Origin of the sequence: Streptomyces sp. NBC_00273 (assembly GCF_036178145.1) — a bacterium.
Taxonomy (GTDB): Bacteria; Actinomycetota; Actinomycetes; order Streptomycetales; family Streptomycetaceae; genus Streptomyces.
The window spans coordinates 5,720,091-5,744,551 of record NZ_CP108067.1 but is presented as its reverse complement, the minus strand read 5'-3'; the positions used below and the strand labels follow the sequence as shown (position 1 = coordinate 5,744,551).

The 24,461-nt window shown below is 72.1% G+C and carries 27 protein-coding genes; 14 read left to right on the top strand and 13 right to left on the bottom strand.

Annotated elements, in window-relative coordinates; genetic code table 11:
• Positions 1–132 precede the first annotated feature (132 nt).
• Entirely contained in the window at positions 133–342 is a 210-nt protein-coding gene (locus OG386_RS25455; protein WP_328790041.1) for a DUF397 domain-containing protein, read from the top strand.
• A 203-nt stretch (positions 343–545) separates the two neighbouring features.
• On the opposite strand, the gene OG386_RS25450 is transcribed toward OG386_RS25455, so the two are convergent.
• Positions 546–1,415: a hypothetical protein gene (locus tag OG386_RS25450; RefSeq protein WP_328790040.1), complete on the bottom strand. Its 870-nt coding sequence runs from the start codon at positions 1,413–1,415 to the stop codon at positions 546–548.
• Positions 1,416–1,649: 234 nt separating this feature from the next.
• Here OG386_RS25450 and OG386_RS25445 point away from each other — a divergent pair, with 234 nt between their 5' ends.
• Positions 1,650–2,870, top strand: a complete 1,221-nt coding sequence (locus OG386_RS25445) for an aminotransferase-like domain-containing protein (RefSeq protein WP_328790039.1) — start codon at positions 1,650–1,652, stop codon at positions 2,868–2,870.
• A 32-nt stretch (positions 2,871–2,902) separates the two neighbouring features.
• Here the strand turns inward: OG386_RS25445 and OG386_RS25440 are convergent, their stop codons facing one another.
• The 3 genes from OG386_RS25440 to OG386_RS25430 all read right to left on the bottom strand — a co-directional run bounded on the left by OG386_RS25440 (position 2,903) and on the right by OG386_RS25430 (position 5,073).
• Positions 2,903–3,424: a hypothetical protein gene (locus tag OG386_RS25440; protein ID WP_328790038.1), complete on the bottom strand. Its 522-nt coding sequence runs from the start codon at positions 3,422–3,424 to the stop codon at positions 2,903–2,905.
• The gene (locus tag OG386_RS25435; protein WP_266595443.1) at positions 3,421–3,663 is read right to left on the bottom strand and encodes an amphi-Trp domain-containing protein; all 243 of its coding nucleotides are present in this window, start codon (positions 3,661–3,663) and stop codon (positions 3,421–3,423) included. Before OG386_RS25435 ends, OG386_RS25440 begins: the two co-directional genes overlap by 4 nt.
• Positions 3,664–3,738: 75 nt before the next feature.
• Complete coding sequence (locus OG386_RS25430) at positions 3,739–5,073, bottom strand: diacylglycerol/lipid kinase family protein (protein ID WP_328790037.1); 1,335 nt, start codon at positions 5,071–5,073, stop codon at positions 3,739–3,741.
• Between the two features lie 246 nt (positions 5,074–5,319).
• On the opposite strand from OG386_RS25430, the gene OG386_RS25425 reads away from it, so the two are divergent.
• The 3 genes from OG386_RS25425 to OG386_RS25415 all read left to right on the top strand — a co-directional run bounded on the left by OG386_RS25425 (position 5,320) and on the right by OG386_RS25415 (position 9,380).
• On the top strand, positions 5,320–5,823 hold the full coding sequence (locus tag OG386_RS25425) for a hypothetical protein (RefSeq protein WP_328790036.1): 504 nt from the start codon (positions 5,320–5,322) through the stop codon (positions 5,821–5,823).
• A gap of 146 nt (positions 5,824–5,969) precedes the next feature.
• Positions 5,970–6,752 carry an SDR family oxidoreductase gene (locus tag OG386_RS25420; RefSeq protein WP_328790035.1) on the top strand — a complete coding sequence of 261 codons (783 nt, stop codon included), beginning with the start codon at positions 5,970–5,972 and terminating at the stop codon, positions 6,750–6,752.
• A gap of 51 nt (positions 6,753–6,803) precedes the next feature.
• Positions 6,804–9,380 (top strand): bifunctional FO biosynthesis protein CofGH, encoded by a 2,577-nt coding sequence (locus OG386_RS25415; protein WP_328790034.1) that lies wholly within the window; start codon positions 6,804–6,806, stop codon positions 9,378–9,380.
• A gap of 76 nt (positions 9,381–9,456) precedes the next feature.
• Here OG386_RS25415 and OG386_RS25410 read toward each other — a convergent pair whose 3' ends face one another.
• Positions 9,457–10,521, bottom strand: coding sequence for a tyrosine-protein phosphatase (locus OG386_RS25410; RefSeq protein ID WP_328790033.1), 1,065 nt, complete (start codon positions 10,519–10,521; stop codon positions 9,457–9,459).
• Positions 10,522–10,998: 477 nt separating this feature from the next.
• Between OG386_RS25410 and OG386_RS25405 the strand changes: the two genes are divergently transcribed.
• The 3 genes from OG386_RS25405 to OG386_RS25395 all read left to right on the top strand — a co-directional run bounded on the left by OG386_RS25405 (position 10,999) and on the right by OG386_RS25395 (position 13,763).
• On the top strand, positions 10,999–12,165 hold the full coding sequence (locus OG386_RS25405) for an ADP-ribosylglycohydrolase family protein (RefSeq protein ID WP_327388578.1): 1,167 nt from the start codon (positions 10,999–11,001) through the stop codon (positions 12,163–12,165).
• A 103-nt stretch (positions 12,166–12,268) separates the two neighbouring features.
• The gene (locus tag OG386_RS25400) at positions 12,269–13,129 is read left to right on the top strand and encodes a TIGR03619 family F420-dependent LLM class oxidoreductase (RefSeq protein WP_328790032.1); all 861 of its coding nucleotides are present in this window, start codon (positions 12,269–12,271) and stop codon (positions 13,127–13,129) included.
• Between the two features lie 67 nt (positions 13,130–13,196).
• Positions 13,197–13,763 (top strand): hypothetical protein, encoded by a 567-nt coding sequence (locus OG386_RS25395; RefSeq protein WP_328790031.1) that lies wholly within the window; start codon positions 13,197–13,199, stop codon positions 13,761–13,763.
• Between the two features lie 22 nt (positions 13,764–13,785).
• Here the strand turns inward: OG386_RS25395 and OG386_RS25390 are convergent, their stop codons facing one another.
• Positions 13,786–13,920, bottom strand: a complete 135-nt coding sequence (locus OG386_RS25390) for a hypothetical protein (RefSeq protein WP_328790030.1) — start codon at positions 13,918–13,920, stop codon at positions 13,786–13,788.
• 181 nt (positions 13,921–14,101) lie between these two features.
• Between OG386_RS25390 and OG386_RS25385 the strand changes: the two genes are divergently transcribed.
• Positions 14,102–14,344 carry a hypothetical protein gene (locus OG386_RS25385; protein WP_327384792.1) on the top strand — a complete coding sequence of 81 codons (243 nt, stop codon included), beginning with the start codon at positions 14,102–14,104 and terminating at the stop codon, positions 14,342–14,344.
• Between the two features lie 114 nt (positions 14,345–14,458).
• The gene (locus tag OG386_RS25380; protein ID WP_328790029.1) at positions 14,459–14,875 is read left to right on the top strand and encodes a VOC family protein; all 417 of its coding nucleotides are present in this window, start codon (positions 14,459–14,461) and stop codon (positions 14,873–14,875) included.
• On the opposite strand, the gene OG386_RS25375 is transcribed toward OG386_RS25380, so the two are convergent.
• On the bottom strand, positions 14,821–15,987 hold the full coding sequence (locus OG386_RS25375; RefSeq protein ID WP_328790028.1) for an alkene reductase: 1,167 nt from the start codon (positions 15,985–15,987) through the stop codon (positions 14,821–14,823). The genes OG386_RS25380 and OG386_RS25375 overlap by 55 nt on opposite strands.
• A 53-nt stretch (positions 15,988–16,040) precedes the next feature.
• On the opposite strand from OG386_RS25375, the gene OG386_RS25370 reads away from it, so the two are divergent.
• Positions 16,041–16,406, top strand: a complete 366-nt coding sequence (locus tag OG386_RS25370; protein WP_328790027.1) for a MerR family transcriptional regulator — start codon at positions 16,041–16,043, stop codon at positions 16,404–16,406.
• Positions 16,407–16,421: 15 nt separating this feature from the next.
• Here OG386_RS25370 and OG386_RS46980 read toward each other — a convergent pair whose 3' ends face one another.
• Positions 16,422–17,168 carry a GbsR/MarR family transcriptional regulator gene (locus OG386_RS46980; protein WP_384842571.1) on the bottom strand — a complete coding sequence of 249 codons (747 nt, stop codon included), beginning with the start codon at positions 17,166–17,168 and terminating at the stop codon, positions 16,422–16,424.
• Positions 17,169–17,413: 245 nt separating this feature from the next.
• Between OG386_RS46980 and OG386_RS25355 the strand changes: the two genes are divergently transcribed.
• From OG386_RS25355 to OG386_RS25345, 3 genes are read left to right on the top strand one after another with little or no spacing between them, the layout of a single operon-like run.
• Positions 17,414–18,088 (top strand): DUF4097 family beta strand repeat-containing protein, encoded by a 675-nt coding sequence (locus tag OG386_RS25355; protein WP_328790026.1) that lies wholly within the window; start codon positions 17,414–17,416, stop codon positions 18,086–18,088.
• A gap of 33 nt (positions 18,089–18,121) precedes the next feature.
• Positions 18,122–19,087, top strand: coding sequence for an ATP-binding cassette domain-containing protein (locus OG386_RS25350; protein WP_328790025.1), 966 nt, complete (start codon positions 18,122–18,124; stop codon positions 19,085–19,087).
• Positions 19,084–19,869, top strand: coding sequence for an ABC transporter permease (locus OG386_RS25345; RefSeq protein ID WP_030011014.1), 786 nt, complete (start codon positions 19,084–19,086; stop codon positions 19,867–19,869). The genes OG386_RS25350 and OG386_RS25345 overlap by 4 nt, the downstream gene beginning before the upstream one ends.
• Here OG386_RS25345 and OG386_RS25340 read toward each other — a convergent pair.
• From OG386_RS25340 to OG386_RS25320, 5 genes are all read right to left on the bottom strand, one after another.
• Entirely contained in the window at positions 19,827–20,240 is a 414-nt protein-coding gene (locus OG386_RS25340) for a hypothetical protein (protein ID WP_328790024.1), read from the bottom strand. The two genes, OG386_RS25345 and OG386_RS25340, sit on opposite strands and share 43 nt — an antisense overlap.
• A gap of 122 nt (positions 20,241–20,362) precedes the next feature.
• Positions 20,363–21,157 (bottom strand): bestrophin-like domain, encoded by a 795-nt coding sequence (locus tag OG386_RS25335; protein ID WP_328793349.1) that lies wholly within the window; start codon positions 21,155–21,157, stop codon positions 20,363–20,365.
• Between the two features lie 36 nt (positions 21,158–21,193).
• On the bottom strand, positions 21,194–22,147 hold the full coding sequence (locus OG386_RS25330) for an IS481 family transposase (protein ID WP_328790023.1): 954 nt from the start codon (positions 22,145–22,147) through the stop codon (positions 21,194–21,196).
• 141 nt (positions 22,148–22,288) lie between these two features.
• Positions 22,289–22,576 (bottom strand): hypothetical protein, encoded by a 288-nt coding sequence (locus tag OG386_RS25325; protein WP_328790022.1) that lies wholly within the window; start codon positions 22,574–22,576, stop codon positions 22,289–22,291.
• Between the two features lie 154 nt (positions 22,577–22,730).
• The gene (locus tag OG386_RS25320) at positions 22,731–24,296 is read right to left on the bottom strand and encodes an APC family permease (RefSeq protein ID WP_328790021.1); all 1,566 of its coding nucleotides are present in this window, start codon (positions 24,294–24,296) and stop codon (positions 22,731–22,733) included.
• Positions 24,297–24,461 lie beyond the last annotated feature (165 nt).

Here is a 24,461-nt window from a genome sequence, read left to right as displayed (position 1 = left end):
GAATATGCCACCCGGTCGGGTGAATGCTCGCTTCACCCGTCAGGAGCTGCCGGTAGCGTCGATCAGGTCAGCCGGAAGATTGGCCGACAGGACATCGGAACCACCGGAACTACTCGCTCACCGGAGAGAAACATGGCTATTCGCCAGGGCGCCACGACCAACTGGATCAAGTCCTCCTACTCCGCCAACGGCGCCTGCGTCGAGGTCAAGTCCCCTGTCATGGAGGCCATCGCCGTCCGCGACTCGAAGGCGCAGGACGGACCGTCCCTCACCTTCACCCCCGGCTCCTGGACCTCGTTCGTCGCCGACGTCACCGAGGGCCGGCTGGGACGCCTCGCCTGAACATCACGGCGCGTCCCAACCGCCTTCGCCGTCGCTACCGTTCGGCCCCCGCGTCCAGCACCAGCGGGCCCGGCTGCTGCACCACCCGCACCACCCGTCTTACCAGCACCACCTGCATCACCTGCATCACTGACTGGAGCCCTCTCGTCCGACCCGCCGTCTTGGCCGAGGGGGCTCGGCCATGCCCGGGGCCGACGGGCCGCTCAGCGCAGCTGGTCGACGTAACGGTCGGTCCCCGGGACCGTCGGAATGAACGGCGCCACCAGCTCCACCCGCCCCAGCCCCGCCTCCGCGACCTCCGCGTCCAGCCCTCGGAAGCGGTCCCAGCAGGTCCGGGGGTCCTCCTGGAGGAACCACAGCAGCGTGAGGCGGGTGTCGACCCCCTCCACCTGCTTGACGTACGTCATCCGGTCACCCGGCAGCGGCGTGGGCCGGAAGACCGTCACCATCGCGGCCGGACCGCCGTGCAGCCGCTTCGGCAGGGCGCGCGAGCGCAGCCACTCCAGCAACTCGGCCCGCTGCTCGGGCCCGTCGGCGTCGACGACCTGGACGACGAGGCCCTCGTACGGGTGGTCCAGGGCGTGGAAGTCCCGCGGGCCGGCGGCGCCGTCGCGGTAGACGGTGGCCACGTGGTCCTGGAAGGACGTGAAGACGTGGGTGCGGTCCTGGTAGACCCGACCGTCCCGGTTCAGGCGCTTGTTGATGCCGACGGTCCACTTCATGTGCTCGTCGTAGCGGCCCTGAGTGACCCAGTACGTCGATATGTAGCAGCCGGCGGTGACGGGTTGGGCGACGGCCGACTTCTCCGGGTAGCGCAGCTCCTGTAGCTCGCGGGTGGCCACCCAGCGGCGGCCCGCGTACATCCAGGGCATGGCCATGGCGCCGGCGTAGTAGTGGTCGTCCTCGTACCAACGGTTGTACGCGTACTCGTGGCCCGGGTGCGGTTCCACCATGGTGATCAGCGCATGGCCGGGGCGGACGCCGTAGGGGCCGACGGCCGCGAGCTCGGCGTAGTCCTCGACGCGGGTGTCCTGCTGCGGGTCCTGCTGCGGGTCCTGCTCTCCTGTCGTCATGGAACCGGTCTATCTGATGCAGCATCAGATGGGGAGGGGGCGGAGGTACCCGGCGGCCGGTCCACCACCTGATATGTAGATGCTGTCTACAACTTCCCTCGCTACGATGCGCGCACCCGCCTCCTGAAGGAGCTGCCCGTGCCTGCGACCGTTCCTGCCTCCGTGCCCGCGACCGCGCCTGCCTCCGTGCCCGCGACCGCGCCTGCCTCCGTGCCCGCGACCGCGCCTGCCTCCGTGCCCGCGACCGCACCCGCCACCGTGCCGCCGCCCGCGTTCGCCGCCCGCGCCGCCTCCGTGGAAGGGTCCCCCGTACGCGAGATCCTCGCGCTCACCGAACGCCCCGGGATCATCTCCCTCGCCGGCGGCCTCCCCGCGCCCGAACTCTTCGACACCGAGGGCCTGCGGGCCGCGTACGACGCCGCCTTCGCGGTGTCCGCGCGGCGCGCGCTCCAGTACTCGACCACCGAGGGCGCCCCGGAACTCCGCGAGGCCGTCGCCGCCCGGGCGACCGCGCGCGGGCTGCCGACCGGCCCGGACGACGTACTCGTCACCTCGGGCTCCCAGCAGGCCCTGACCCTCATCGCCGCCACCCTGATCGAACCCGGCGACGTGGTGCTGGTCGAGAACCCCACCTACCTGGCGGCCCTCCAGTGCTTCGGCCTGGCGGGGGCCCGGGTGGTGGCCGTGCCCTGCGACGCGGAGGGCATCCTCCCGGACGCGCTGGCCGACATCGTCGCGCGCGAGCGGCCGAAGCTGCTGTACACCGTCCCCACCTTCCAGAACCCGACGGGACGCACCCTCCCGGCCGCCCGCCGGGCAGCGGTCGCACAGACCGCGGCCCGGCTGGGGCTGTGGCTGGTGGAGGACGACCCGTACGGGGAACTCCGCTACGAGGGCCCCGCCGTCCCGTGGCTCGCCGCGCACCCGGGGGCGGAAGACCGTACGGCCCTGCTCGGCAGCTTCTCGAAGGTCATGGCCCCCGGACTGCGGCTGGGCTGGCTCCGGGCCCCGGCGGCACTGCGGCGGGCCGCGGTCGTCGCGAAGCAGGCGGCTGACCTCCACACCTCCACGGTGGACCAGCTGGCCGCGGCGCACTACCTCGCGGCGGTGGACCTCGACGCGCACATAGCCACGGTCCGGACGGCCTACCGCGCGCGCCGCGACGCCCTGCAGAGCGCCCTGAGCCGGAACCTGCCGGCCGACTGCGCGTGGAACCTGCCCGCGGGCGGCATGTTCCTGTGGGCCCGCCTGCCGGAGGACCACGACGCGACGGACCTCCTCAAGACGGCCGTCGCCCACGGCGTCGCCTTCGTCCCCGGCGCCCCCTTCTACGCCACCGCCCCGGACCCCCGCACCCTGCGCCTGAACTTCACGACGCACACGCCGGCCGAGATCACCGAGGGCGTCGGACGGCTGCGCGCGGCGCTGGCGGAGTACGGGGGGATGGGGACGTAGCCGGGGAAGTGGCTTCGACTTCGTCGGCGGCTTCAGTGCTGAAGGCCGACCTTGAGCAGCACGATGAGCAGCCCGAGGAACAGGTTGATCAAGCCGGCCAGGATCATCAGCCGGCGTGAGGCGCCGGCGCGGCTGGCGGCCAGGGTGGCCCAGCCGACCTGTCCGATCAGGGCGACCGCGAGCGCCAGCCAGGCGATGCCCGTGGCGCCCAGGCCGAACAGCGGGGCGACGGCCGCGGCAACGGCAGGGGGGACGGCCGCCTTGATGATCGGGCGCTCCTCCTTGGACGTGCTGCGGATCACGTCCCAGCTCAGCCGGTTCACCATGCGGGCCCCGAAGAGGCGGGAGAAGACGTGCGCGGCCCAGAACACCACCCCGGTGCCGAGGAGCAGCGCGACGAGTTCCAGCCGCGGGTACTTGCCGAGCGTTCCGGCGCCGACCACCACGGAGGCGGCGAGGAGGGAGCCGTAGACGGCGCCGGTGTAGTCCTCCTGGCCCGCCTCCCGCTCCGGGGGTCCGCCCTCCGGGCCACCGCCTTCCGGGGGCGCTGTCACGCGGCCCCGGCCTGCGCGGTGGGCCACTTGAGTTCGATCTCCATCTCGATCTCCCCGTCGCCGATCTCGACCTCGATCTCGGTGCGGAGCTCATCGGGGACGCGCAGGCTCATCTTCCCGGGGCCGAGTTCCAGTTCGGCATTGCCGCCGTGGCGCAGCGCCTCCGCAAGTGCGGAGAGCTGGTCGGCGACCTCAAGGCGGGAAAGGGAGCTCTTCTGCTCAAACTTGAGGTCCTTCACGGACGTCTCCAATCCGCTACGCACACCGGGTAAGCCTCATTGTGACGCCGCACAGGAGGTCGGGCATCCCGGGCTTCAGCCGCCCGGGCCCGCCCCGGGCCGGTTGAAGGCCAGGGCGAGGACCTCGCTCCACTGCATCGGCGGGGCGGCCTCCGGGGCGCCCGGGCGGAGCCTGGGCACCAGGACGCGCAGTGCGCCGGGGCGGACGGAGCAGGTCACGGGTGTGGGCATGGTCAGCGCCTCGCCGTCCACGGCGACGGCGATGCGTTCCGCGGCCGATCGGACGACGACCTGGCGGGAGGTGAGCACGTGGAGGCCCGCCGCCCTCGCCCCGCGCAGCGCGACCTCGGCCGCCTGGGCCGCGTTGTTCACCCGGATGCCGAGGACGCCCAGCTCCCCGCGGTCGAGGCGCGACCTGCGGGCGCCCATCGGTTCGGAGGAGGTGTAGGGGTTGTTGCTGACCAGCAGCGCCTGCTGGGCCTCCAGCCGCTTCTCGTCGGTCACCGCGTCGAGGGTGGTGCCGGCGTATCCGAGGAGGAGGTCGGGCAGGGCGGCCAGGGCCGAATCCGCTTTGGCGTCCCGGTACTCCGGTCTCTGCACGATCTCCGCGTAGACGCCGAACGAGGCCGTGTTGACGAAGGCGTGGCCGCCCACGACCCCCAGGTCGACCCTGAGCTCCTCCCCGTCGGCCAGCGCGTCCAGGCACCGGGCCGGGTCCTCGCGGTCCAGCCCGAGGTCCATGGCGAAGTGGTTCCGGGTGCCCGCGGAGATCACGAGGAACGGCAGGTCGTGTTCGGCCGCCACCTCGGCCACCCGGGCTTGGGTGCCGTCGCCGCCCGCCACCCCGAGCAGGTCCGCTCCGTCGGCCACCGCCTGACGGGCGAGGGCCGCGACGTCCGTCACGACCGCCGGGTCCAACAGCACCACCCGGGCGCCGAGCGCCTCGCCCTTCTCGACCAGGCCGAACCGGCCGACCTTCCCGCCACCGGACTTCGGGTTCATGATCAGCACCGGGTTGCGGGGAGCGGCCCGTGCGACGGCGCGCATGCCGTCGGGCCGGCGCGCGGCGCGCAGCGCCGTCCGCGCACAGGCCACGGCGGCCGCCCACAGCGCGATGGCGAGCAGCGCCGTGGGCCACAGGTCCGCCCGGGCGTAGATGAGCAGGATGGCCACGGGGGCGGCCACCGCCAACAGCGTGCCGACCAGCCGTACGGCGCCGCGATGGGACACCACCCACCAGGTCCCCATGGCCGTGAGCGCAGCCCCGGCCACCCCGACGACGAGGACGACCAACCCTCCGACGATGCCCTCGGCCACCAACGTCACCGCCGCGAGCACCGCACAGACCAACGCCAGCAGGGCCCACAGCCGAGCCCGCCGGGGCGGGCCGGAAGTATGCGGGAGTGCCATGCCCTCACGTCCTCGCCTCGTGCCGCGGACCTCCACCACGAGGGTGTGGTCACCTCCGATCATCCCCCGCGAAGGATCGGCCGTCGACGCGACGGGAGCGGGGCCGGCGCGGGCCATGACGGTCACGATCAGGTTGTGGCCGTGACGAGGAAGCGAGGCGACCCTGGGGCTGCGGAAGGCACACTGGTCCCGGCCTGCTGCCCCCGGGGGCGGGTGATCACCGAGCCGCTCCGAGGAGGATGGCGCATGGAAATGAACCGCTCGATGGCCCGCCTGCTGGGCCGGGTCGACACCGAGGGCATCACCCCGGACGAAGCTCCGCCCGGGTTCCTTCGGATCGCGGAACGCGGCTGGGAAGTCACCCCCGGCGGCGCGCACGTCCTGTCGGCGCTGAAGTCCGCTCCGCCGGGACCGTTCTCGGACGTGGTGCACGAGGAGTACACCGTCAATGGCCGCGGCATGACGGACTACGACCTCCCGCCCTCCGGGCAGGATAGGGAGGAGAGGCTGTTGCGGCGATGCGTGGCGTACGCGCGCATGGCCCTCCTGCGTGCGGACGCGCTCCGCTCCACCGTGGAGATCTCCGCGTACGTCTCCCTGTCCTACGGCGGCCCGGCCGACGACCACCTCACGGCGAACGTCACCTTCTGCGGTGACCACCCGGGCGTCCGGCCCTACGCGGCCGACCTGGAAGCCTTCGGGTTCGAATCCCTGCTGAAGCTCCGGCGCGCGGGGCTGCCACCGTGGTGACCCATGGATGACGAAGCCGCAAGCCGCCGGCGGCAATGACGGCCTCCGCCTCCGCCGTTCTTCGGGTCCGCACCCCTTCACACCGTCGCGCCCGCGCCGTAGCCTGACGCGCCGTCAGATACAGTCGTGCGCCCCGGAGGTCCGTCATGCTGCTGCAAGGGAAGACCGTCATCGTCTCCGGCGTCGGGGCCGGGCTCGGGCACCAGGTGGCCGCCGCCGTCGTGCGCGACGGCGGGAACGCCGTGCTCGGGGCGCGGACCGAGGCGAATCTGGCCAAGTCCGCCGCCGAGATCGACCCCGACGGCACGCACACCGCGTACTTGGCGACCGACATCACCGACGAGGCGCAGTGCGAGGCCCTCGCCGCGCTCGCGCTCACGCGCTTCGGCCGCATCGACGGCGTCGTGCACGTCGCCGCCTGGGACTCGTACTTCGGGGGGCTGGAGGACGCCGACTTCGGGACCTGGCAGCAGATCGTCGACGTGAACCTGCTGGGGACCCTGCGGATGACCCGGGCCTGCCTGCCCGGCCTCAAGGAGCGCGGCGGGTCGGTCGTGGTGATCGGCACGCAGTCCGCCGTCGCCGCGCCGAGCGAGGTGCAGCAGGCCGCGTACGCCGCGTCCAAGGGAGCGCTGACCTCCGCCATGTACTCCATGGCCCGCGAGCTCGGCCCGCACCGGATCCGCGTCAACACCGTGCTGCCCGGGTGGATGTGGGGGCCGCCCGTGCAGGCCTTCGTCACCTTCACCGCCCACACCGAGGGCGTCCCCGAGGCCGAGGTGCACGCCCGCCTCACGGAGCGCATGGCACTGCCCGATCTCGCCACCGACGGGGACGTGGCGGATGCCGCGGTGTTCTTCGCCTCCGACCGGGCGCGGGCGATAACCGGCCAGTCGCTGCTGGTCAACGCGGGTGAGCTGATGAGATGAGCCACTCCCCAGCCGCCCCACCGCCGGAACGTCGGATCGTATGCTCGGCGCATGACCACTCCGAGTGACGCTCCGACCGAAAACGCGATGCGCCGCGCGCTCCGGCGGGCCCGCGACGGCGTCGCGCTCGACGCGACCGAGGCGGCCGTACTCCTCCAGGCGCGCGGCGAGGACCTGGGGGACCTCGCCGCCTCCGCCGCACGGGTGAGGGACGCCGGGCTCACCGCCGCCGGGCGGCCCGGTGTCATCACCTACTCCCGCAAGGTCTTCATCCCCCTCACCCGCCTCTGCCGCGACAGGTGCCACTACTGCACCTTCGTCACGGTCCCCGGAAAGCTGCGCAAGAGCGGCCACGGGATGTACCTCTCCCCCGACGAGGTCCTCGACATCGCCCGCCAGGGCGCGGCGATGGGCTGCAAGGAAGCGCTCTTCACCCTCGGCGACCGCCCCGAGGACCGCTGGCCCGAGGCCCGCGAGTGGCTCGACGCCCACGGCTACGACGACACCCTCGCCTACGTGCGTGCCATGGCGATCCGGGTCCTGGAGGAGACCGGCTTGCTGCCGCACCTCAACCCCGGCGTCATGTCGTGGTCCGACCTGCAGCGCCTCAAGCCGGTCGCGCCCAGCATGGGCATGATGCTGGAGACCACCGCCACCCGCCTGTGGTCCGAGCCGGGCGGCCCCCACCACGGCTCACCCGACAAGGACCCGGCCGTGCGGCTGCGGGTGCTGGAGGACGCGGGCCGCTCCAACGTCCCCTTCACCACCGGCGTGCTGATCGGCATCGGCGAGTCCTACGCGGAGCGGGCCGAGGCGTTCTTCGAGCTCCGGCGGATCCAGCGCGCCTACCACGGCATCCAGGAGGTCATCGTCCAGAACTTCCGCGCCAAGCCGGACACCGCCATGCGCGGCATGCCGGACGCGGAGCTGGAGGAGCTGGCCGCCGCCATCGCCGTCGCCCGGCACATCCTGGGCCCGAGCGCGCGCATCCAGGCCCCGCCGAACCTGGTGGACGCCGAGTACGCGCTGCTCATCAGGGCGGGCATCGACGACTGGGGCGGTGTCTCCCCGCTGACCCCCGACCACGTCAACCCCGAGCGCCCCTGGCCGCACATCGAGGAGCTGGCCGCACGCACCGCCGCCGCCGGCTTCGAGCTGCGCGAACGCCTCACCATCTATCCGGAGTTCCTCCAGCGCGGCGAGCCCTGGCTGGACCCCCGGCTGCTGCCGCACGTACGGGCGCTGGCCGATCCGGGGACCGGGCTGGCGGACGAGGGCGCCGCGGTCGAGGGCCGGCCGTGGCAGGAGCCGGACGAGGGCTTCACCGCGTACGGGCGCACGGACCTGCACGCCACCATCGACACCGAGGGCCGCACCGGCGACCGCCGCGACGACTTCGACGACGTGTACGGGGACTGGGAGGCGCTGCGGGAGGCGGCCGCGCCCGGCATGGTGGCCGAGCGCATCGACACCGACGTACGGGGCGCCCTCGCGCAGGCCGCCGACGATCCGACGAAGCTGACGGACGCGCAGGCGCTGGCGCTGCTCCACGCGGACGGCCCGGCCCTGGACGCGCTGTGCCGCATCGCCGACGACCTGCGCAGGTCGGTCGTGGGCGACGAGGTCACCTACGTCGTCACGCGGAACATCAACTTCACCAACGTCTGCTACACCGGCTGCCGCTTCTGCGCCTTCGCACAGCGCCGCACCGACGCCGACGCCTACACCCTCTCCCTCGACCAGGTCGCCGACCGGGCCGCCCAGGCCTGGGACGTGGGCGCGGTCGAGGTGTGCATGCAGGGCGGCATCCACCCGGACCTGCCCGGGACGGCCTACTTCGACATCGCGCGCGCGGTGAAGCAGCGGGTCCCCGGCATGCACGTGCACGCCTTCTCGCCGATGGAGGTGGTCAACGGGGCGACCCGCACGGGGATGTCCGTACGGGACTGGCTGACGGCGGCCAAGGAGGCCGGCCTGGATTCGATCCCGGGCACGGCGGCGGAGATCCTGGACGACGAGGTCCGCTGGGTGCTGACCAAGGGCAAGCTGCCGACGGCCGACTGGATCGACGTCATCACCACCGCGCACGAGCTCGGGATCCGCTCCTCGTCCACGATGATGTACGGGCACGTGGACCAGCCGCGACACTGGCTGGGCCACTTCCGCACGCTGTCCCGGATCCAACAGCAGACCGGTGGTTTCACGGAGTTCGTCACGCTCCCCTTCATCCACACCAATGCGCCCGTGTACCTGGCGGGCATCGCGCGGCCGGGTCCGACGGTCCGTGACAACCGGGCGGTGACGGCGATGGCCCGGATCCTGCTGCACCCACACATCCCCAACATCCAGACGAGCTGGGTGAAGCTGGGGGCGGACGGCGCGGCCGAGATGCTCCGGTCCGGGGCGAACGACCTGGGCGGCACGCTGATGGAGGAGACCATCTCGCGCATGGCCGGCTCGAGTTACGGCTCGTACAAGTCGGTGCAGGACCTGATCGCGGTCGCCGAGGCGGCCGGGCGGCCCGCGAAGGCCCGTACGACGCTGTACGGGGAGGTGCCGCAGGAGCGGCAGGAGGCGGCTCGCGCCTCGGACGGGCACCTGCCCGAGCTGCTCCCCGTACTGGACTGAGCGGAAGCGGGGTCCCGGCCGGACGGCCGGGACCCTTGCCTCCTGGTCGGCCGATCGGCCGACCGACTGGTCCGGATCAGCCGACCAGGAGGTCCCTCTTCAGCTCCTTCAGCTCGCGGGCGTCGATGCCGAGCCCGTCCTTGAGGTAGCGGTCGAAGGAGCCGTACTCCGCCTTGACCTCGTCGTATCCCGCGTTCAGGTACTCGGGGCGCACGTCGAGCAGCGGCTTGTAGACGGCGGCCGGCTGGGCGGGCAGGTGCGAGAGGATCGCATCGTTGGCGGCCTTGCGGTAGTCGTTGCTGGCCAGGTAGTCGGCCTCGACGGTCTCGCGGGGCACGCCGAGCGCGGTCAGCAGGGTGGCGCCCGCCCAGCCGGTGCGGTCCTTGCCGGCCGTGCAGTGGAAGAGGACGGAGCGGCTGCGGTCGCGCTCGATGCCTTCGAAGACCTGGCCGTACGCCTTCTTGCCGCCGGCGCCGGAGACCATCGCCCGCTCCGCGTCGACCATGGCCTTGACGGCCTCGTCGGGGGTGCGGGGCATCGTCTGGAAGGAACCCGAGCCCGCGAAGACGTCGGCGACGACGTAACTGGCGCCGGCGGGCACCTTGTCGGCGTCCTTGGCGCGCTCGCCCTCCATGCGGAGGTCGAAGACCGTCCTGACGCGCAGGCGCTGCAGCTTGGCCAGGTCGTTCTCGGTCAGCTTGTCGAGGGCGTCGGAGCGGTAGATCTCGCCCATCTTGACCCACTGGCCGGTGCTGGTGCGGTAGCCGCCGGCGTCGCGGAAGTTGGCGGTGCCGTCCAGCTTGATCAGGCGGTCGGCGAGGCGCAGGCCCTGGCCGCGGCCGGGCTTGAAGTCGAACCACTGGCGGTCGGCGGCGGGCAGGCCCGTGACCACGGCGCGGCCCTGGGAACCGCCCTTCGCGACGACCTCGCCGTTCGCCTTGATCTCGACCCGGTCGGTGCCGCGGGCCTTCCACTGGAGGGTGAAGGAGCCGTCGGCTCCGGCGGTGACGGTGGCTTCGGTGAACGGGACGGCGGACCGGTCGTACCGGTCCCAGCCGGAGGCGGCGGCGAGCGGGGCCGCGACCAGGGAGGCGGCGAGTGCGGAGGCGACGGCGGTCGCGGCGAGGAGGGCCTTCTTCATGGCTCAGAGGCTGGGTGGCCGCGGAGAACGTCCGATGAACGAGGCGTGACCGAAAACGACCGACTCGAAGGCAACTGGCAAAACGTGCCACCCGCCGGGTAACGGCCGAAAGTCTTCGGATTCTGGCCGATCTACGCTCACTTACGGGCCCCTTGGCCGACCGCTTCCGGATTCGACCGATCCTGTCCACTACAGTGCGGGTTCGCGTGCGCGGCGGGTACGGGTAGGGACGCCGGGCATCGAGTGAACTGGTCGGCGGGGGCGGTGCCGGGAATGGACGCGGGGATGGACGCAGTGAACGGTGCGAACGACACGGGCTCCGCGACGGCCCCGATCCCGGTCCCGGTCCCGGGCGGCCCCGGCCCGAGCGAGAACCCGGCCGCCGACGCCCCCGCCATCTCCCTGCACGCCCCCGCCCCCACCGGCCCGGGCGGCTCCGGCCACGCGGTCACCGCCCCCGGTCCCCTCCGCGGCGGCATGGGACCGGCCCCCGCCGGGGCGAACCGCACCCTGGGCCGCGGCATCGCCACCGGCCTCTGGGGCCGCCTCGAGCAGCAGGACTTCCGCAGCCGCGTCCGCGGCACCCTCCTCGGCTCCGCCCTCGGCGACGCCCTCGGCGCACCCGCCGCCGGCCTCTCCCTCGCCGCCCTCCGCGAAGCCCACGGCCCGGACGGCCTGACCGGCCCGGCCCCCGCCCTCGGCCGCCGCGGCCGGGTCACCGCCGCCACCCAGCTCACCCTCTTCACCGTGGACGGGCTGATACGGGCCCACGTACGCCGCGACACCGGCGCCTGGCACCCGCCCACCGACATCCACCACGCGTACCTGCGCTGGGCCGCCACCCAGCACGACTGGGGCCCCGACGAACGCCGCAAGGACAACGGCTGGCTCGCGCGGGAGGAGTGGCTCTACGCCCGCCGCGCCCCGCACCGCGCCTGCCTCACCGGCTTCGCCGACGACGTCCTCGGCACCCTCGACCAGCCGAAGAACCCCACCGCCCGCGACGCGGCCGCCGCCACCCGCTCGGCACCCTTCGGGCTGCTGGTCGGCTGGGAGCCCGCCCTCGTCGTCCAGCTGTCCGTCGAATGCGCCGCGCAGAGCCACGGCCACCCCACCGCCCACCTGTCGGCCGGAGCCGTCGCCGTCATCGTCCACGGCCTGGTCCGCGGCGACTCCCTCGACTCCGCCGTCCAGCGCGCCCTCGGCCTGCTGGGCGGCCGCCCCGGCCACCAGCCCGTCACGGACGCCCTCCAGCGAGCCCTGGCCGCCGTCACCCAGGGCTCGCCCGGCCCCGAGGCCGTCGAGGCCCTCGCCTCCGACGAGGCGGGCGACGGATGCGACGCCACCGACGCCCTCGCCGTCGCCGTCTACTGCGCCCTGGTCGCCGAGGACGTGCCGCAGGGCCTGCGCCTGGCCGTCAACCACGGCGGTGACTCCATCGCCGCCGGCGCCCTGTGCGGGGCACTGCTCGGCGCCCTGCACGGCGAGACGGCCCTGCCGGCCGCCTGGCTCGCCGAGCTCGAAGGCCGCGCCGCGCTGCTGGAACTCGCCGACGACTTCGCCCTGGAGATGACCCAGGGCCCGAGCCTGCACAACCCCACCGCCTCCTCCCCGGGCTGGCTGGCCCGCTACCCCCGCGGCTGAACCTCGCCCCCGGGGAACACGCCCCACCACCTGACGCCCCCTCAACATTCGCGGGCCCAGCCCGTACCGTGGCGGGTCCCACGTCTCGGAGGTGCCAGAGCACATGCGGATCGCCACGACCATCTTCCTCACCGACCGCACCATCTCCCCCGTCCGGCTGGCCCACAGCCTCGAAGAGCGCGGCTTCTCCGGCCTCTACCTCCCGGAGCACACCCACATCCCGGTCAGCCGCGAGACCGCCGCCCCCATGGGCGGTGAACTCCCCGAGATGTACGGGCGCACCCTCGACCCGTTCGTCGCCCTCGGCCAGGCCGCCGCGGTCACCGAACGGCTCCACCTCGGCACCGGCATCACCCTGGTCGCCCAACACGACCCGATCGACCTCGCCAAGCAGGTCGCCACCCTGGACCACCTCTCCCACGGCCGTTTCACGCTCGGCATCGGCTACGGCTGGAACGTCGAAGAGGCCGCCGACCACGGCGTCGAGTGGCGCACCCGCCGCGACCTGGTCCGCGACCGGATGGCGTTGATGCGCGCCCTGTGGTCCCCCGAGCCCACCGCGTACGTCGGCCAGTACTGCTCCGTCCAGGCCAGCGCCGCCCACCCGAAACCGGTCCAGGCCCCGCGCGAACTCGGCCCCGGCGCCCCCCTGTACGGCCCGCGCACCCTGATCGGCGGCGCGGCCGGCCCCAAGCTCTTCGCGGCCATCGCCGACCACGCCGACGGCTGGCTCCCCATCGGCGGCGGCGGACTCGGCGAATCCATCCCGGTGCTGCGCCAGATCTGGGAGACGGCCGGGCGCGATCCGAAGGCCCTGCGCGTGGTCCCGTACGCCGTCCGGCCCACCCCCGGCAAGTTGAGCCACTACGCCGACCTCGGCATCGAGGAGGTCGTCCTCCAGCTCCCCTCGGCCGCGAAGCCGGAAGTCCTGCGCACCCTGGACGAGTTCGCCCAGTACCTCTGACGGGCCGGGGCCGGCCGCTCGCGAAAACCCCTCGACGGTGCGCCACCGCCCTGCGGATCATGACGCCATGACGAACCGAGGGGCGGACGGCGTGGACCGGGACATGGAGAACCACTGGAGGGCACTCCCGGCGGGCATCCGCACGCAGATCGACGGATACGTCCTCCAGGACCGCTTGATGCTGGCGGTCAAGGGGGTGTGGGAGGCGGGCCGCGTCCAGGGCATCGGCCTGCGGGAGGCCCAGGAGATCGTCCACCTGCGCTACGTGCACTTCGGCGACCGGGTGGCCCGCACCCCCGACGATCCGCTCGACCTGGACTCGCTCGCCGCCCTGGCCCACGGCCTCCCGGGCCGGGTGGTGGCGATCGAGGCGATCTGGGACGGGGACACCGTCCACGACTGGTTCGTGAACCTGCTGGCCATCACGGACGAACCGGCCGGGCAGAAGTGCCTCGCCACGATCTACTGGGGTGCGGCGGAACGTGCCCTGGAAGGCGCCGACACGGGCGGCCTCCACCCTTCGGCGGCGGCCGCCATCCGCTCGGGCACGGCCCTGGCCGGCCACCTCGGCGTGCCGTTCCACTTCGCCAGCCCCGACACCCCGGACGACGCGGCACCTCGCTGGCGCCCCTGAACGCCCGCCCGGCGGCCGGGGGTCAGGGCGCCGCGGGCGCGTCGCTCACGCACAGCCGGACCGCCGTGGTGTCCGTGCGGACCATCCACCGCTCCTCCTCGGTGACCTCGGCCGTGGTGTGCGTCGATCCCCCCTTGGAGCCCTTCGGTTCCTGCACCAGACGGCCCCGGCCGTCTGGTGCAGGGTCACGGTGGTCCGGGCTCCTGACACGGCACGCCCGAATGACAGAAGGTGACCGCCATTGGGGTGAAACACCGTTTCCCGGGAACTCTCCGTGATGTTGAGCCGGTCGCGTGCCGTCTGTCCGGCGCGACGATCGAGATCCTTAGGAGAGTGTCATGCGTATTCGCTCTGCCCTGACGGCGTCTGTCCTGGCTGCCGGCATCCTGCTGGGCGGCGCCGGTGCGGCGCTGGCCAACGACGGTGTCGACATCGATTACTTCTCCGCCGGCCACAAGGCCTTCGCGTCCAACTGCTCCTCCTTCGCCGGCATTCCGGCGAAGATCGGCCCCCTGTACGCCGACAACTGCGAGAAGGCGGGCGAGAAGGAGTGGGCCGAGGCTGCCCACCTGGGCGCCTGACACCCGGCACTCGTCGGCCGGGGCCCGTCCCACAGGGCCCCGACCGGCGGGTCGGCCGTGCAGCGCACGGGCCGAACCACCCACGCCCCGGCGGAGTTTCGTACGCTGGCGAGCATGATCGATTCACATACTCATGTCCGCGTCGCCCGGCCCTCCCTCGACCTGGCGGCCGCCGAGCGGTTCTACGTCGACGGGCTCGGGCTGCAAGTCCAGTGGCGGAGCGCCGAGAGCGTGGCCGGGGAGCACGACCTGCTGATGGTCGGACCGGCCGGGGGCGGCTGGCACTTCGAGCTCACCCGTGACGCCTCGAACCCGATCCTGCCCGCGCCCACCGTCGACGACCTGTTCGTCCTCTATCTCGGCGAGGCCCCCGACGAGGCCCTCGTCCAGCGCCTGGTCGAGCACGGCGGCACCCGCGTCGCCGCCCACAACCCGTACTGGGACGAGTGGGGGGTCACCGTCGCCGACCCCGACGGCTACCGGCTGGTGCTCTGCTCCCGCACCTGGGGCCAAGCCGTCTCGTCCTCGTAGGCCGACCGCCCGAGGACCGGGTAGTCGGTGTAGCCCTCCGCGCCCTGTACGTGCATCAGGAACTCCGGACGGATCTCGTTGAGCCGCGCGCCCGTGCGCAGCCGCTCCACGAAGTCGGGGTTAGCGAGGAAGCCCCGGCCCAGCGCCACGAGATCGGCGCCCTCGGCCAGTAGGCGTTCGCCCTGCCGCTTGCCGCCGTCGGCCGCGACCTCCTCGCGGGAGAGCACCGGGTTGGCGATCAGGGTGCCGGGCCAGTCCCGGCGGATCTGCGCGAAGGCGGGCCGGTCGGGGTCGGCGTGGACCTGGTGCAGGTAGGCCGGCGCCAGGTCGGCCAGGGCTTTGACCAGGGCCGGGTAGATCTCCTCGGGGTCGCCCTCCTCGATCCCGTTGACGTTCGCTCCGGGCGAGATGCGTACGCCGACCCGCTCCCGGCCGATGGCTTCGGTGACGGCCCGGACCACCTCGACGGTGAACCGGATGCGGTTCAGGGCGGAGCCGCCCCACTCGTCGGTGCGGCGGTTGGTGTTGCGCGCGAGGAACTGGTGCAGCAGGTGGCCGTTGGCGGAGTGCACCTCCACTCCGGCGAAGCCCGCCTCGACGGCGTTCCGGGCGGCGCTCGCGAAGTCGGCCACCGTGGAGCGGATGTCCTCGACGGTCATGGTGCGCGGTACGACGCCGTCCCGGAGGCCGCCGGGGGTGTGCAGCTGCTCGGGGAACGGCACCGCGGACGGGGCGAGCGGCACGTGTCCGCTGGTCTCGGGGTGGCCGACCCGGCCGCCGTGCTGGAGCTGGAGGAACATCTCCCCGCCCCCGGCGGCCCGTACGGCTTCAGTGACCCGGCGCCAGCCTGCGATCTGCGCCGGGGTGTGGATGCCGGGGATGTGCGGGTAGGTCTGCCCGGCGGCGTTCGGGGTGCTGGCCTCGGCGATGATCAGGCCGGCCGTGGCGCGTTGCGCGTAGTACGTGGCCATGAGTTCGCCGGGGACGCCGTCGGCCCCGGCGCGGTTGCGGGTCAGCGGGGCCATCACGAGGCGGTTGGGCAGTTCCAGGCCGCCGAGGCGGGTGGATTCGAAGAGGCGGGCGGCGGCGGGACCGTGCTGTGTCTGCGTCATGCCGGTACCGTAAAAGCTGACACTGATGTCAGGTTCAAGGGCTGGGGTGGGGCATGCGGATCGGCGAACTGGCGGCGCGCACGGGGGTCGGTGAGCGTTCGCTGCGCTACTACGAGCAGCAGGGCCTGCTCGCTTCGGACCGGACGCCCGGCGGCCACCGGGACTTCCCCGAGCGGGCGGTCGACCGGGTCATCCGGATCCAGGAGCTGTACGCGGCCGGCCTGCACAGCGCGAAGATCGCGCAGATCCTGCCCTGCATGCGGGACGAGGACGGCGGCCCGTCGGTGCGCGCCACGCCGGCGCTGGTGGCCGAACTGGCCACGGAGCGGGAGCGGATCGACCGGATGATCGGTGATCTGATCCGCTCCCGCGAGGTGTTGGACGAGGTGATCGAGGCGGCGGCGGGCCGCACGGCCTGATCGGCGGAGCACTCCCTAAGGGGTGTCGCCCGGGGGCGTTTCCGCGGGCGTGCCCGGCTTCGCGTGGAGGACCTCGCGCGCCTGTTCCGCGGCACGGGTGATGCCCTCGGAGACGAAGTCCATGAAGCGGGCGATGTTCTCCAGGCGGTTGGCGGCCGGGGTGTCCGGGCCGAGGATGCTGACGCCCTGGCGTGCGGTTTCTATGATCTGGGTGTTGGCGCGGGCGCTGGCGATGGTCGCCTGGTACCAGACGTCGTCGTCGACGAAGTAGCGCTCGCGGCGGCGTTCGTCGCGCTCCCGGCGGACGAGGCCCTGGCCCTCCAGGAACGTGATCGCCTTGGAGATGGACGCCGGGCTGACCTGGAGGCGCTGGACGAGTTCGGACGCGGTGAGGCTGCCCGTGTCCGTGATGTAGAGGCAGGACATCACCCGGGCCATCATCTTGGGCGTGCCCGCCTGGATGAGGACGTTGGTGAACACCTCCTCGAACTCGCGCACCGCCTCGGGGTCGCGTCCGTGGGCCTGTGGGAGCGCCTCCGCCCCCCGGGGGGCGGCCTGGCTGCGCCGGTGGGCGCGGCGTTCGGTGGCGCGGTGGGCCAGGTCGGCCCGGTAGGCGTTGGGGCCGCCGTTGCGCATCACCTCGCGCGAGATCGTCGAGGTCGGACGATCGAGACGCCGGGCGATCTCCGCGTAGGCGAGGTCGTCGGCCAGTCCCAGCGCGATCTGCTGGCGTTCCTGCTGATTGAGCCTGCCTCCCGGCATCGCGGTCTCCTTCGTGGTGCGTGGTGTGGCCCACTATAGCGTTCACCTTCATTCCATTGCAACGAACCGCGTGTCGCGCGTTGCGTTAAGCTCGAAACCATTGCAATGAAATCTCGCTATTGACCTGCATGGATGCAGATTCGGCGCAACGAGTCTGTTGCCAGTTTCTCGAACGCAACGTAGCTTTTCGTTCATCAGAAACCGCGGGGCGCACGGAGCGCAGCCGCTGATGAAGGAGAAGCACCATGCAGAAGTTCGCCACCGCCGCCCCGATCGCCGCCGTCCTGGACGTCCCCGCCGGCCTCATCCGGTTCATCGCCGCCGACCGGGCCGACACCACCGTCGAGATCCTGCCGGCCGACGCTTCCAAGGGCCGCGACGTGAAGGCCGCCGAGCAGACCACCGCCGAGTACAGCAACGGCGTGCTGCGGATCGCGGCCGCACCCGCGAAGAACCGGATCCTCGGCAACCACCCGGGATCCGTCGAGATCACCGTCCAACTGCCCGCCGGCTCCCGCGTCGAGGCGAAGACCGCGGCCGCCGAGTTCCGCGGCGTCGGGCGCCTCGGCGACGTCACCTTCGAGAGCGCCCAGGGCACGGTCAAGCTCGACGAGACCGCGAGCGCCCACCTCACCCTGATGGCCGGGGACGTCTCCGTGGGACGCCTGGGCGGCGCCGCGCAGATCACCACCCAGAAGGGCGACCTGCAGATCGCCGAGGCCCAGCGCGGCACCGTCGAACTGACCACCCAGGCCGGCGACATCACCGTCGGCGCCGCCCGCGGGGTCTCCGCCACCCTCGACGCCGGCACTGCCTACGGCCGCATCCACAACGCCCTCACCAACGCCGACGGCGCCGCCGCCGGCCTCACCATCCGCGCCACCACCTCCTACGGCGACATCACCGCCCGCAGCAACTGACCCGCAGTCACCGCTTCCGAAGGAGCACTCCTCATGACCAACCTGGCCATCGCGGCGAACGGGCTGCGCAAGTCCTACGGCGACAAGGTCGTTCTCGACGGCATCGACCTGGCGGTCCCCGCCGGCACGGTCTTCTCCCTGCTCGGTCCGAACGGCGCCGGCAAGACCACCGCCGTCAAGATCCTCTCCACCCTGATCGGTGCGGACCCGGGAACCGGAGCCGTCCACATCAACGGCCACGACCTGGCCGCCGCCCCGCAGGCCGTCCGCGCCTCGATCGGTGTCACCGGCCAGTTCTCCGCGGTCGACGGCCTGATCACCGGCGAGGAGAACATGCTCCTCATGGCGGACCTGCACCACCTCTCCCGCAGCGAGGGACGGCGGGTGGCCGGCGAACTGCTGGAACGCTTCGACCTGGTCGAGGCCGCCAAGAAGCCCGCAGCCAGCTACTCCGGCGGCATGAAGCGCCGCCTCGACATCGCGATGACGCTGGTCGGCGACCCGCGGATCATCTTCCTCGACGAGCCCACCACCGGCCTCGACCCGCGCAGCCGCCACAACATGTGGCAGATCATCCGCGAACTCGTCACGGGCGGCGTCACCGTCTTCCTCACCACCCAGTACCTGGAGGAGGCCGACCAGCTCGCCGACCGCATCGCCGTGCTCAACGACGGCAAGATCGCCGCCGAGGGCACCGCCGACGAGCTGAAGCGGCTGATCCCCGGCGGACACGTCCGGCTCCGCTTCACCGACCCGGCCGTCTACCGGTCCGCGGCCCTCGCCCTGCACGAGGTCTCCCGCGACGACGAGGCACTGGCGCTGCAGATCCCCAGCGACGGCAGCCAGCGCGCGCTGCGCTCGGTCCTCGACCGGCTGGAGGCCGCCGGCATCGAGGCGGACGAGCTGACCGTGCACACCCCCGACCTCGACGACGTGTTCTTCGCCCTCACCGGCCCGTCCGCCGCCGTCCCCCACCAGTCCAAGGAGAACGTCCGATGAGCTCCCTCTCCCTCGCCGTGCGCGACTGCTCCACGATGCTGCGCCGCAACCTCCTGCACGCCCGGCGCTACCCGTCGCTGACGCTGAACCTGCTGCTCACCCCGGTCATGCTGCTGTTGCTCTTCGTCTACATCTTCGGCGACGTGATGAGCGCCGGCATGGGCGGCGGCGACCGCTCCGACTACATCGCGTACGTCGTCCCCGGCATCCTGCTGATGACCATCGGCAGCACCGTCATCGGGGCCGCGGTGTCCGTCTCCACCGACATGTCCGAGGGCATCATCGCCCGCTTCCGCACCATGGCGATCCACCGCAGCTCCGTGTTCGTCGGGCACGTCGTCGGCAGCGTCCTGCAGGTGCTCGCCAGCGTGGTCCTCGTCGGCGCCGTCGCCGTCGCCATCGGCTTCCGGTCCACCGATGCCACGGCCCTGGAGTGGCTGGCCGCGTTCGGGCTGATCGCGCTCTTCGCCCTGGCGCTCACCTGGATCGCCGTCGGGATGGGCATGGCCAGCCCGAACGCCGAGGCCGCCAGCAACAGCGCGATGCCGCTGATCCTGCTGCCGCTCATCTCCAGCGCGTTCACCCCGGTCGAGGCGATGCCGGGCTGGTTCCAGCCGATCGCCCAGTACCAGCCGTTCACGCCGGCCATCGAGACCCTGCGCGGCCTGCTCCTCGGCACCGAGATCGGCTACAACGGGTGGCTCGCGGTCGCCTGGTCCATCGGCCTGGCGGTGCTCGGCTACCGCTGGTCGGCGGCCTCCTTCAACCGCGACCCGAAGTAACCGGTATGAGCGCGCGGGTCTCCTCCCGCAGCACCGTCCCGCCCCTGGGCGGCGTACACCGACACGACGGTCGGCGTACGCCGCCCGTCGGCGTCGTGGCCCACGTGCGGGGAGTCCCCGGCCATGCCGACGTTCGTCCAGAGGTACTTGAACACCGACCACAGGCGGTGGCCGGAACCGCCGTCGCGGGACGCCGGGGCGGTGGAGGAGTGCGGGGTGCGCGGCGTCGCGGGGGCGGCGAGCGCCCCGTAGGTCAGGCCGGCGCCCGCGGCGGCCAGCGCGGCCACGACGACGAGCAGGACCAGACGCCGGGTCCGGGTCCGGGTGCCGGTGCCGGTCCGGGTCCGGGTGCGGGTGTGGATGCCGGCCATGGGAATGCTCCTCGGGAGGCGAAGGCGTGGGGGCGGGGCGGTGGGCCCGTGCATCCAGTCAGCCCGAGGGAGCGGATCGCGTCACGTCGCTGGAGTTCGGGACTTGACAGCCCGCGGCCCGCTCAGCCGGCGGCCCAGAACTGCGCCAGGGCCGCCTCCTTGTAGGGCTCCGGGGTCACGCTCAGGTCCCCCGCGAAGGGCCGGTCCAGTGCCACGACCAGGAGCAGGCTGAAGCCGATCAGTCCGGCCACCGCCGATACGAAGAGCAGCTGCATCTTCAGGCTGCGCAGCCCGAACAGGAAGGTGAGCGGGACGATCACGAACGCGCCCCCGTACACCAGCACCTGGAGCAGGATCGGCAGCGAGCTCTCGGCCATCGTGATGCGGGCCCGGCGCTGGGCGGCGACGTCGTTGAGTCGGGTGACCGCTTCGGCGTAGAAGGTCTCGGCCCGGGTGCCCTGGGGCTCGTAGGCCTGGAGCGCCCGGTAGAGGGCCTGTGTCTGCGGGGCGGTCGCCTCGTAGCTCGGCCGCCCGTCGCGCATCAGCGGCCACTGCACCTCGACGACGGCGTGCGCGTACGCGCCGACGGCCCGGTGCACCCGGTCCCGGTCTGCTGGCGGGAAGGCGTCGGCGCTGCGGACGACGAGCGCCAGGTCGGTGGCCTCGCTGGCGACGATGTTCTGGGTGTTCTCCAACTGCGTCCAGAGGGTGACGACGACGAAGGCGAGGATGATCCCGTAGATCGCGCCGAACATGCCGAGCGCGACCCCGACCATCTCGTTGTGGTCGCCCTGGGCCAGGTGCGGGAAGCGGCGGCGGGCGGCCACGCTCCCGACGACGGCGAGGCCGGTGAGACCGCCGACCAGGAGGACTGCGATGACGAAGGTGCTGAGGTGGTTGAGCAGCCAGAGGATCATGCCGTGTTCAACGAGCGCCGCCGCCCGAGTCACCCCCTAGGTGTATTGACCCGCAGGGTTGTTCACGCGGCTGATGGGTGGCTTGCCGTCGAGTGCGGTGTGGCAGCGGTGATGGTTGTAGGTGTGGAGGAAGTCTGCCAGGGCCGCGGTCCGCTCGTCGTTCGAGGTGTAGGGCCGTAGGTAGGCCCACTCGTCGAGGAGGGTGCGGTTGAAACGTTCGACCTTGCCGTTGGTCTGAGGCCGGTAGGCACGGGTGAGCCTTCCGGCAGCGCCGAGGTCGGCCAGGACGGCCTTCCAGGCCAGGCCTTTGCGGTAGGCCCACGCGTTGTCGGTGAGAACGCGTTCGATGCGGGTGATGCCCTGGGTGTGGAAGAACGCGGCGGCGCGTGTGAGGAAGCCTGCGCACGTCGCGACTTTCTCGTCCGGGTGGATCTCGCTGTAGGCCAGGCGGGAGTGGTCGTCGACCGCGGAGTGGACGTAGTCGAAGCCCATGCCGCGGATGGGTCGGCCCGCGTCGCGGCCCAGGACACGGTGGCCGCCGCCGTCGGGGATCCGGCCGAGCTTCTTCACGTCGACGTGGATGAGCTCGCCGGGTCGCTCGCGTTCGTAGCGGCGGATCGGGGTGCCGGTCGGGCGGTCGATCCAGGCCAGGCGGTGCAGACCATGCCGGGTCAGAATGCGGTGGACGGTCGAGGCAGGCAGTCCCAGGACCGGGCCGATGCGGGCGGGCCCCAGTTTGCCGGTCCGGCGCAGGTCACAGACCCTCGCCTCGATGGCGGCCGAAGTCCGGTGCGGTGTCGTGCGTGGCCGGCTGGAGCGGTCGTGCAGTCCGGCCTCGCCTTCCGTCCGCCACCGGCGCATCCATTTGTGGGCGGTGGCCCGCGATATGCCCATCTCGGCGGCCACGTGGGCGACCGGGCGGCCCGATACGACTCGTTCGACCAGCAGGCGCCTACCGAAGACGGTCAGCCGGGCATTACGGTGGGACACGAAGACCTCCGTGCGGTGAGTTCCTAGACAGCTCCCACCACACCGGAGGTCTTCGCCATGTTCAAGACCTGCCGAGTGTCAACAACGCTCGTGATCAATACACCTAGGTCCTGTCGTCAAAGTGGCGTCAGCCGGTGTTCGTCACCCGGCCTTCGGGGCGTTGGGGAGGCCGGCGGTCAGGGCCGTGCCGGCGCTCTTGAGGGAGGAGTCCGTGGCCTGGCCGGCGGATCCGGCCGCCTGGGCGGTCACGCCCACCGCGGTCTTGGTGTCCTGTACGGCCTGGGTCGGGTGGTCGACGATGTCCACGACCCGGCCGACGACCGGGGGCGCCTGGTCGGGTGCTTCGTCGGCGTGCGCGGCGGCGGGTACGAGGGCGAGGGCACCACCGGAGACGACCAGGGCGGTGAGGGTGCGCTTCAAGGCGTTCATGCACCGTCCAACGACCCCGCCGCACACCTGGTCACCGCCCGCACCCGGGTGGGCGCCGTGGGACGGCCCGGATGTGCCCGCGGCCCCGGATCGGGGGAATCGATCCGGGGCCGTGGCATGACTCAGCGGCTGGGGCGCGGGGGCGCGGGGACGGTCAGTCCTCGACCACCAGGGACGGGGTGGACTTCGTCAGGACCTCGCCGCGGAAGAAGGCCGGGCTGCGGCGCTCGGTGACGAACATGATCACCAGGCCGAGGGCCAGCAGGCCGACGCCGATGACGAAGACGTTGCCGACGTCGAGGCCGGGGAGCGTGGAGCCGGAGCCGTAGGACGGGTCCCATGCGTCGTAGAGGGTCTTGAAGAAGACCGCGGCCAGCAGCAGGCCGCCCAGGATCGGGAAGACGCCCTTGAAGAACAGGTCGCGGGCGGAGCGGCGCAGCTCGCCGCGGAAGTACCAGACGCAGGCGAAGGCCGTCAGCGAGTAGTAGAAGCAGATCATCAGGCCGAGCGCGAAGATCGTGTCGGTGAGGACGTTCTCGCTGACCAGGGTCATCACCGTGTAGAAGACGCCGGTCGCGACGCCCGCCATGACGGTGGCGCGGCCCGGGGTCTTGAAGCGCGGGTGGACCTTGGCGTAGGAGGGCGGCAGGGCCTCGTACGTCGACATGGCGAGGACCGTGCGGGCCACCGGGATGAAGGTGGTCTGCAGGGAGGCCGCGGCGGAGGCCAGGACGGCCACGAAGAGCAGGATGCCGAGGACCGGACCCATGACGGGGCCGGCGAGGGCGGCGAAGACGTTGCCCGAGGTCTCCTCGTTGGCGAGGCCGAGGCCCTCGCCGCCGGCGCCGACGGCCATCTGGGCGGCGATGCCGGTGGCCAGGTAGGAGCCGACCAGGACGATCATCGCGATGAGCGAGGCGCGGCCGGGGGTCTTCGTGGAACCGGTGGTCTCCTCGTTGGTGGCCAGGCACGCGTCCCAGCCCCAGTACATGAAGATCGAGAGCGAGAGTCCGGCGGTGAAGGCCGCCATGGACTCGACCGCGAAGGGGTTCATCCAGGACCAGGAGAAGTCCAGGCCGGTGTCGAAGGTGCCGGCGGAGGCCTTCTGGAAGGCCATGGCGACGAAGACGGCGAGCACGATGAGCTGGAGGCCGACCAGGGCGTACTGGACGCCCTTGGTGGCGGTCATGCCGCGGTAGCTGATGGCGGTCGCGACGGCGATCAGCGTCAGGCAGGTGGCGATGTGGACGAGCTTGTTGTCGTCCAGGGCGGCGATCGACGCGTTGTTCGTGATCTCGCCGGCCAGCAGCCAGAAGTAGGAGGTGGCGACGCCCGCGAGGTTGGAGAGCACGATGATCGTGGCGATCACCAGGCCCCAGCCGCACATCCAGCCGATCCGCGGGCCGAAGGCCTTGACGGTCCAGGTGAAGGAGGTGCCGCAGTCCGGCATGGCCTTGTTGAGCTCGCGGTAGGCAAAGGCGACCAGGAGCATCGGGAGGAAGCCCGCGAGGAAGATCGCGGGCATCTGCATGCCGACCTCACCGGCGGTGGAGCCGAGGGTCGAGGTCAGGCAGTAGACGGGGGCGACGGTCGAGATGCCGATGACGGCGCTTCCGACCAGTCCGACGGACCCCTTGCCGAGGCCCTTGCCGCGAACGTCGCCCTCGGCGACGCCGCTTACCGTGTCTCCGGCCCGAGGCCGAACGTCCAGCTGAGTCATGGGTCAGGACGTTAGATGGTGCGTTTTCCACATATGGACGATCGAGGTCCGGAACTCAACACCCCCGAACGCCTTCGAATCTCGAGGTCGAGACAGTTCACAAGCACTTAATGCAAGGTTCACTCTGATGCGCGCCCACGCTTCGACAGGCTCGACCGAGACTCT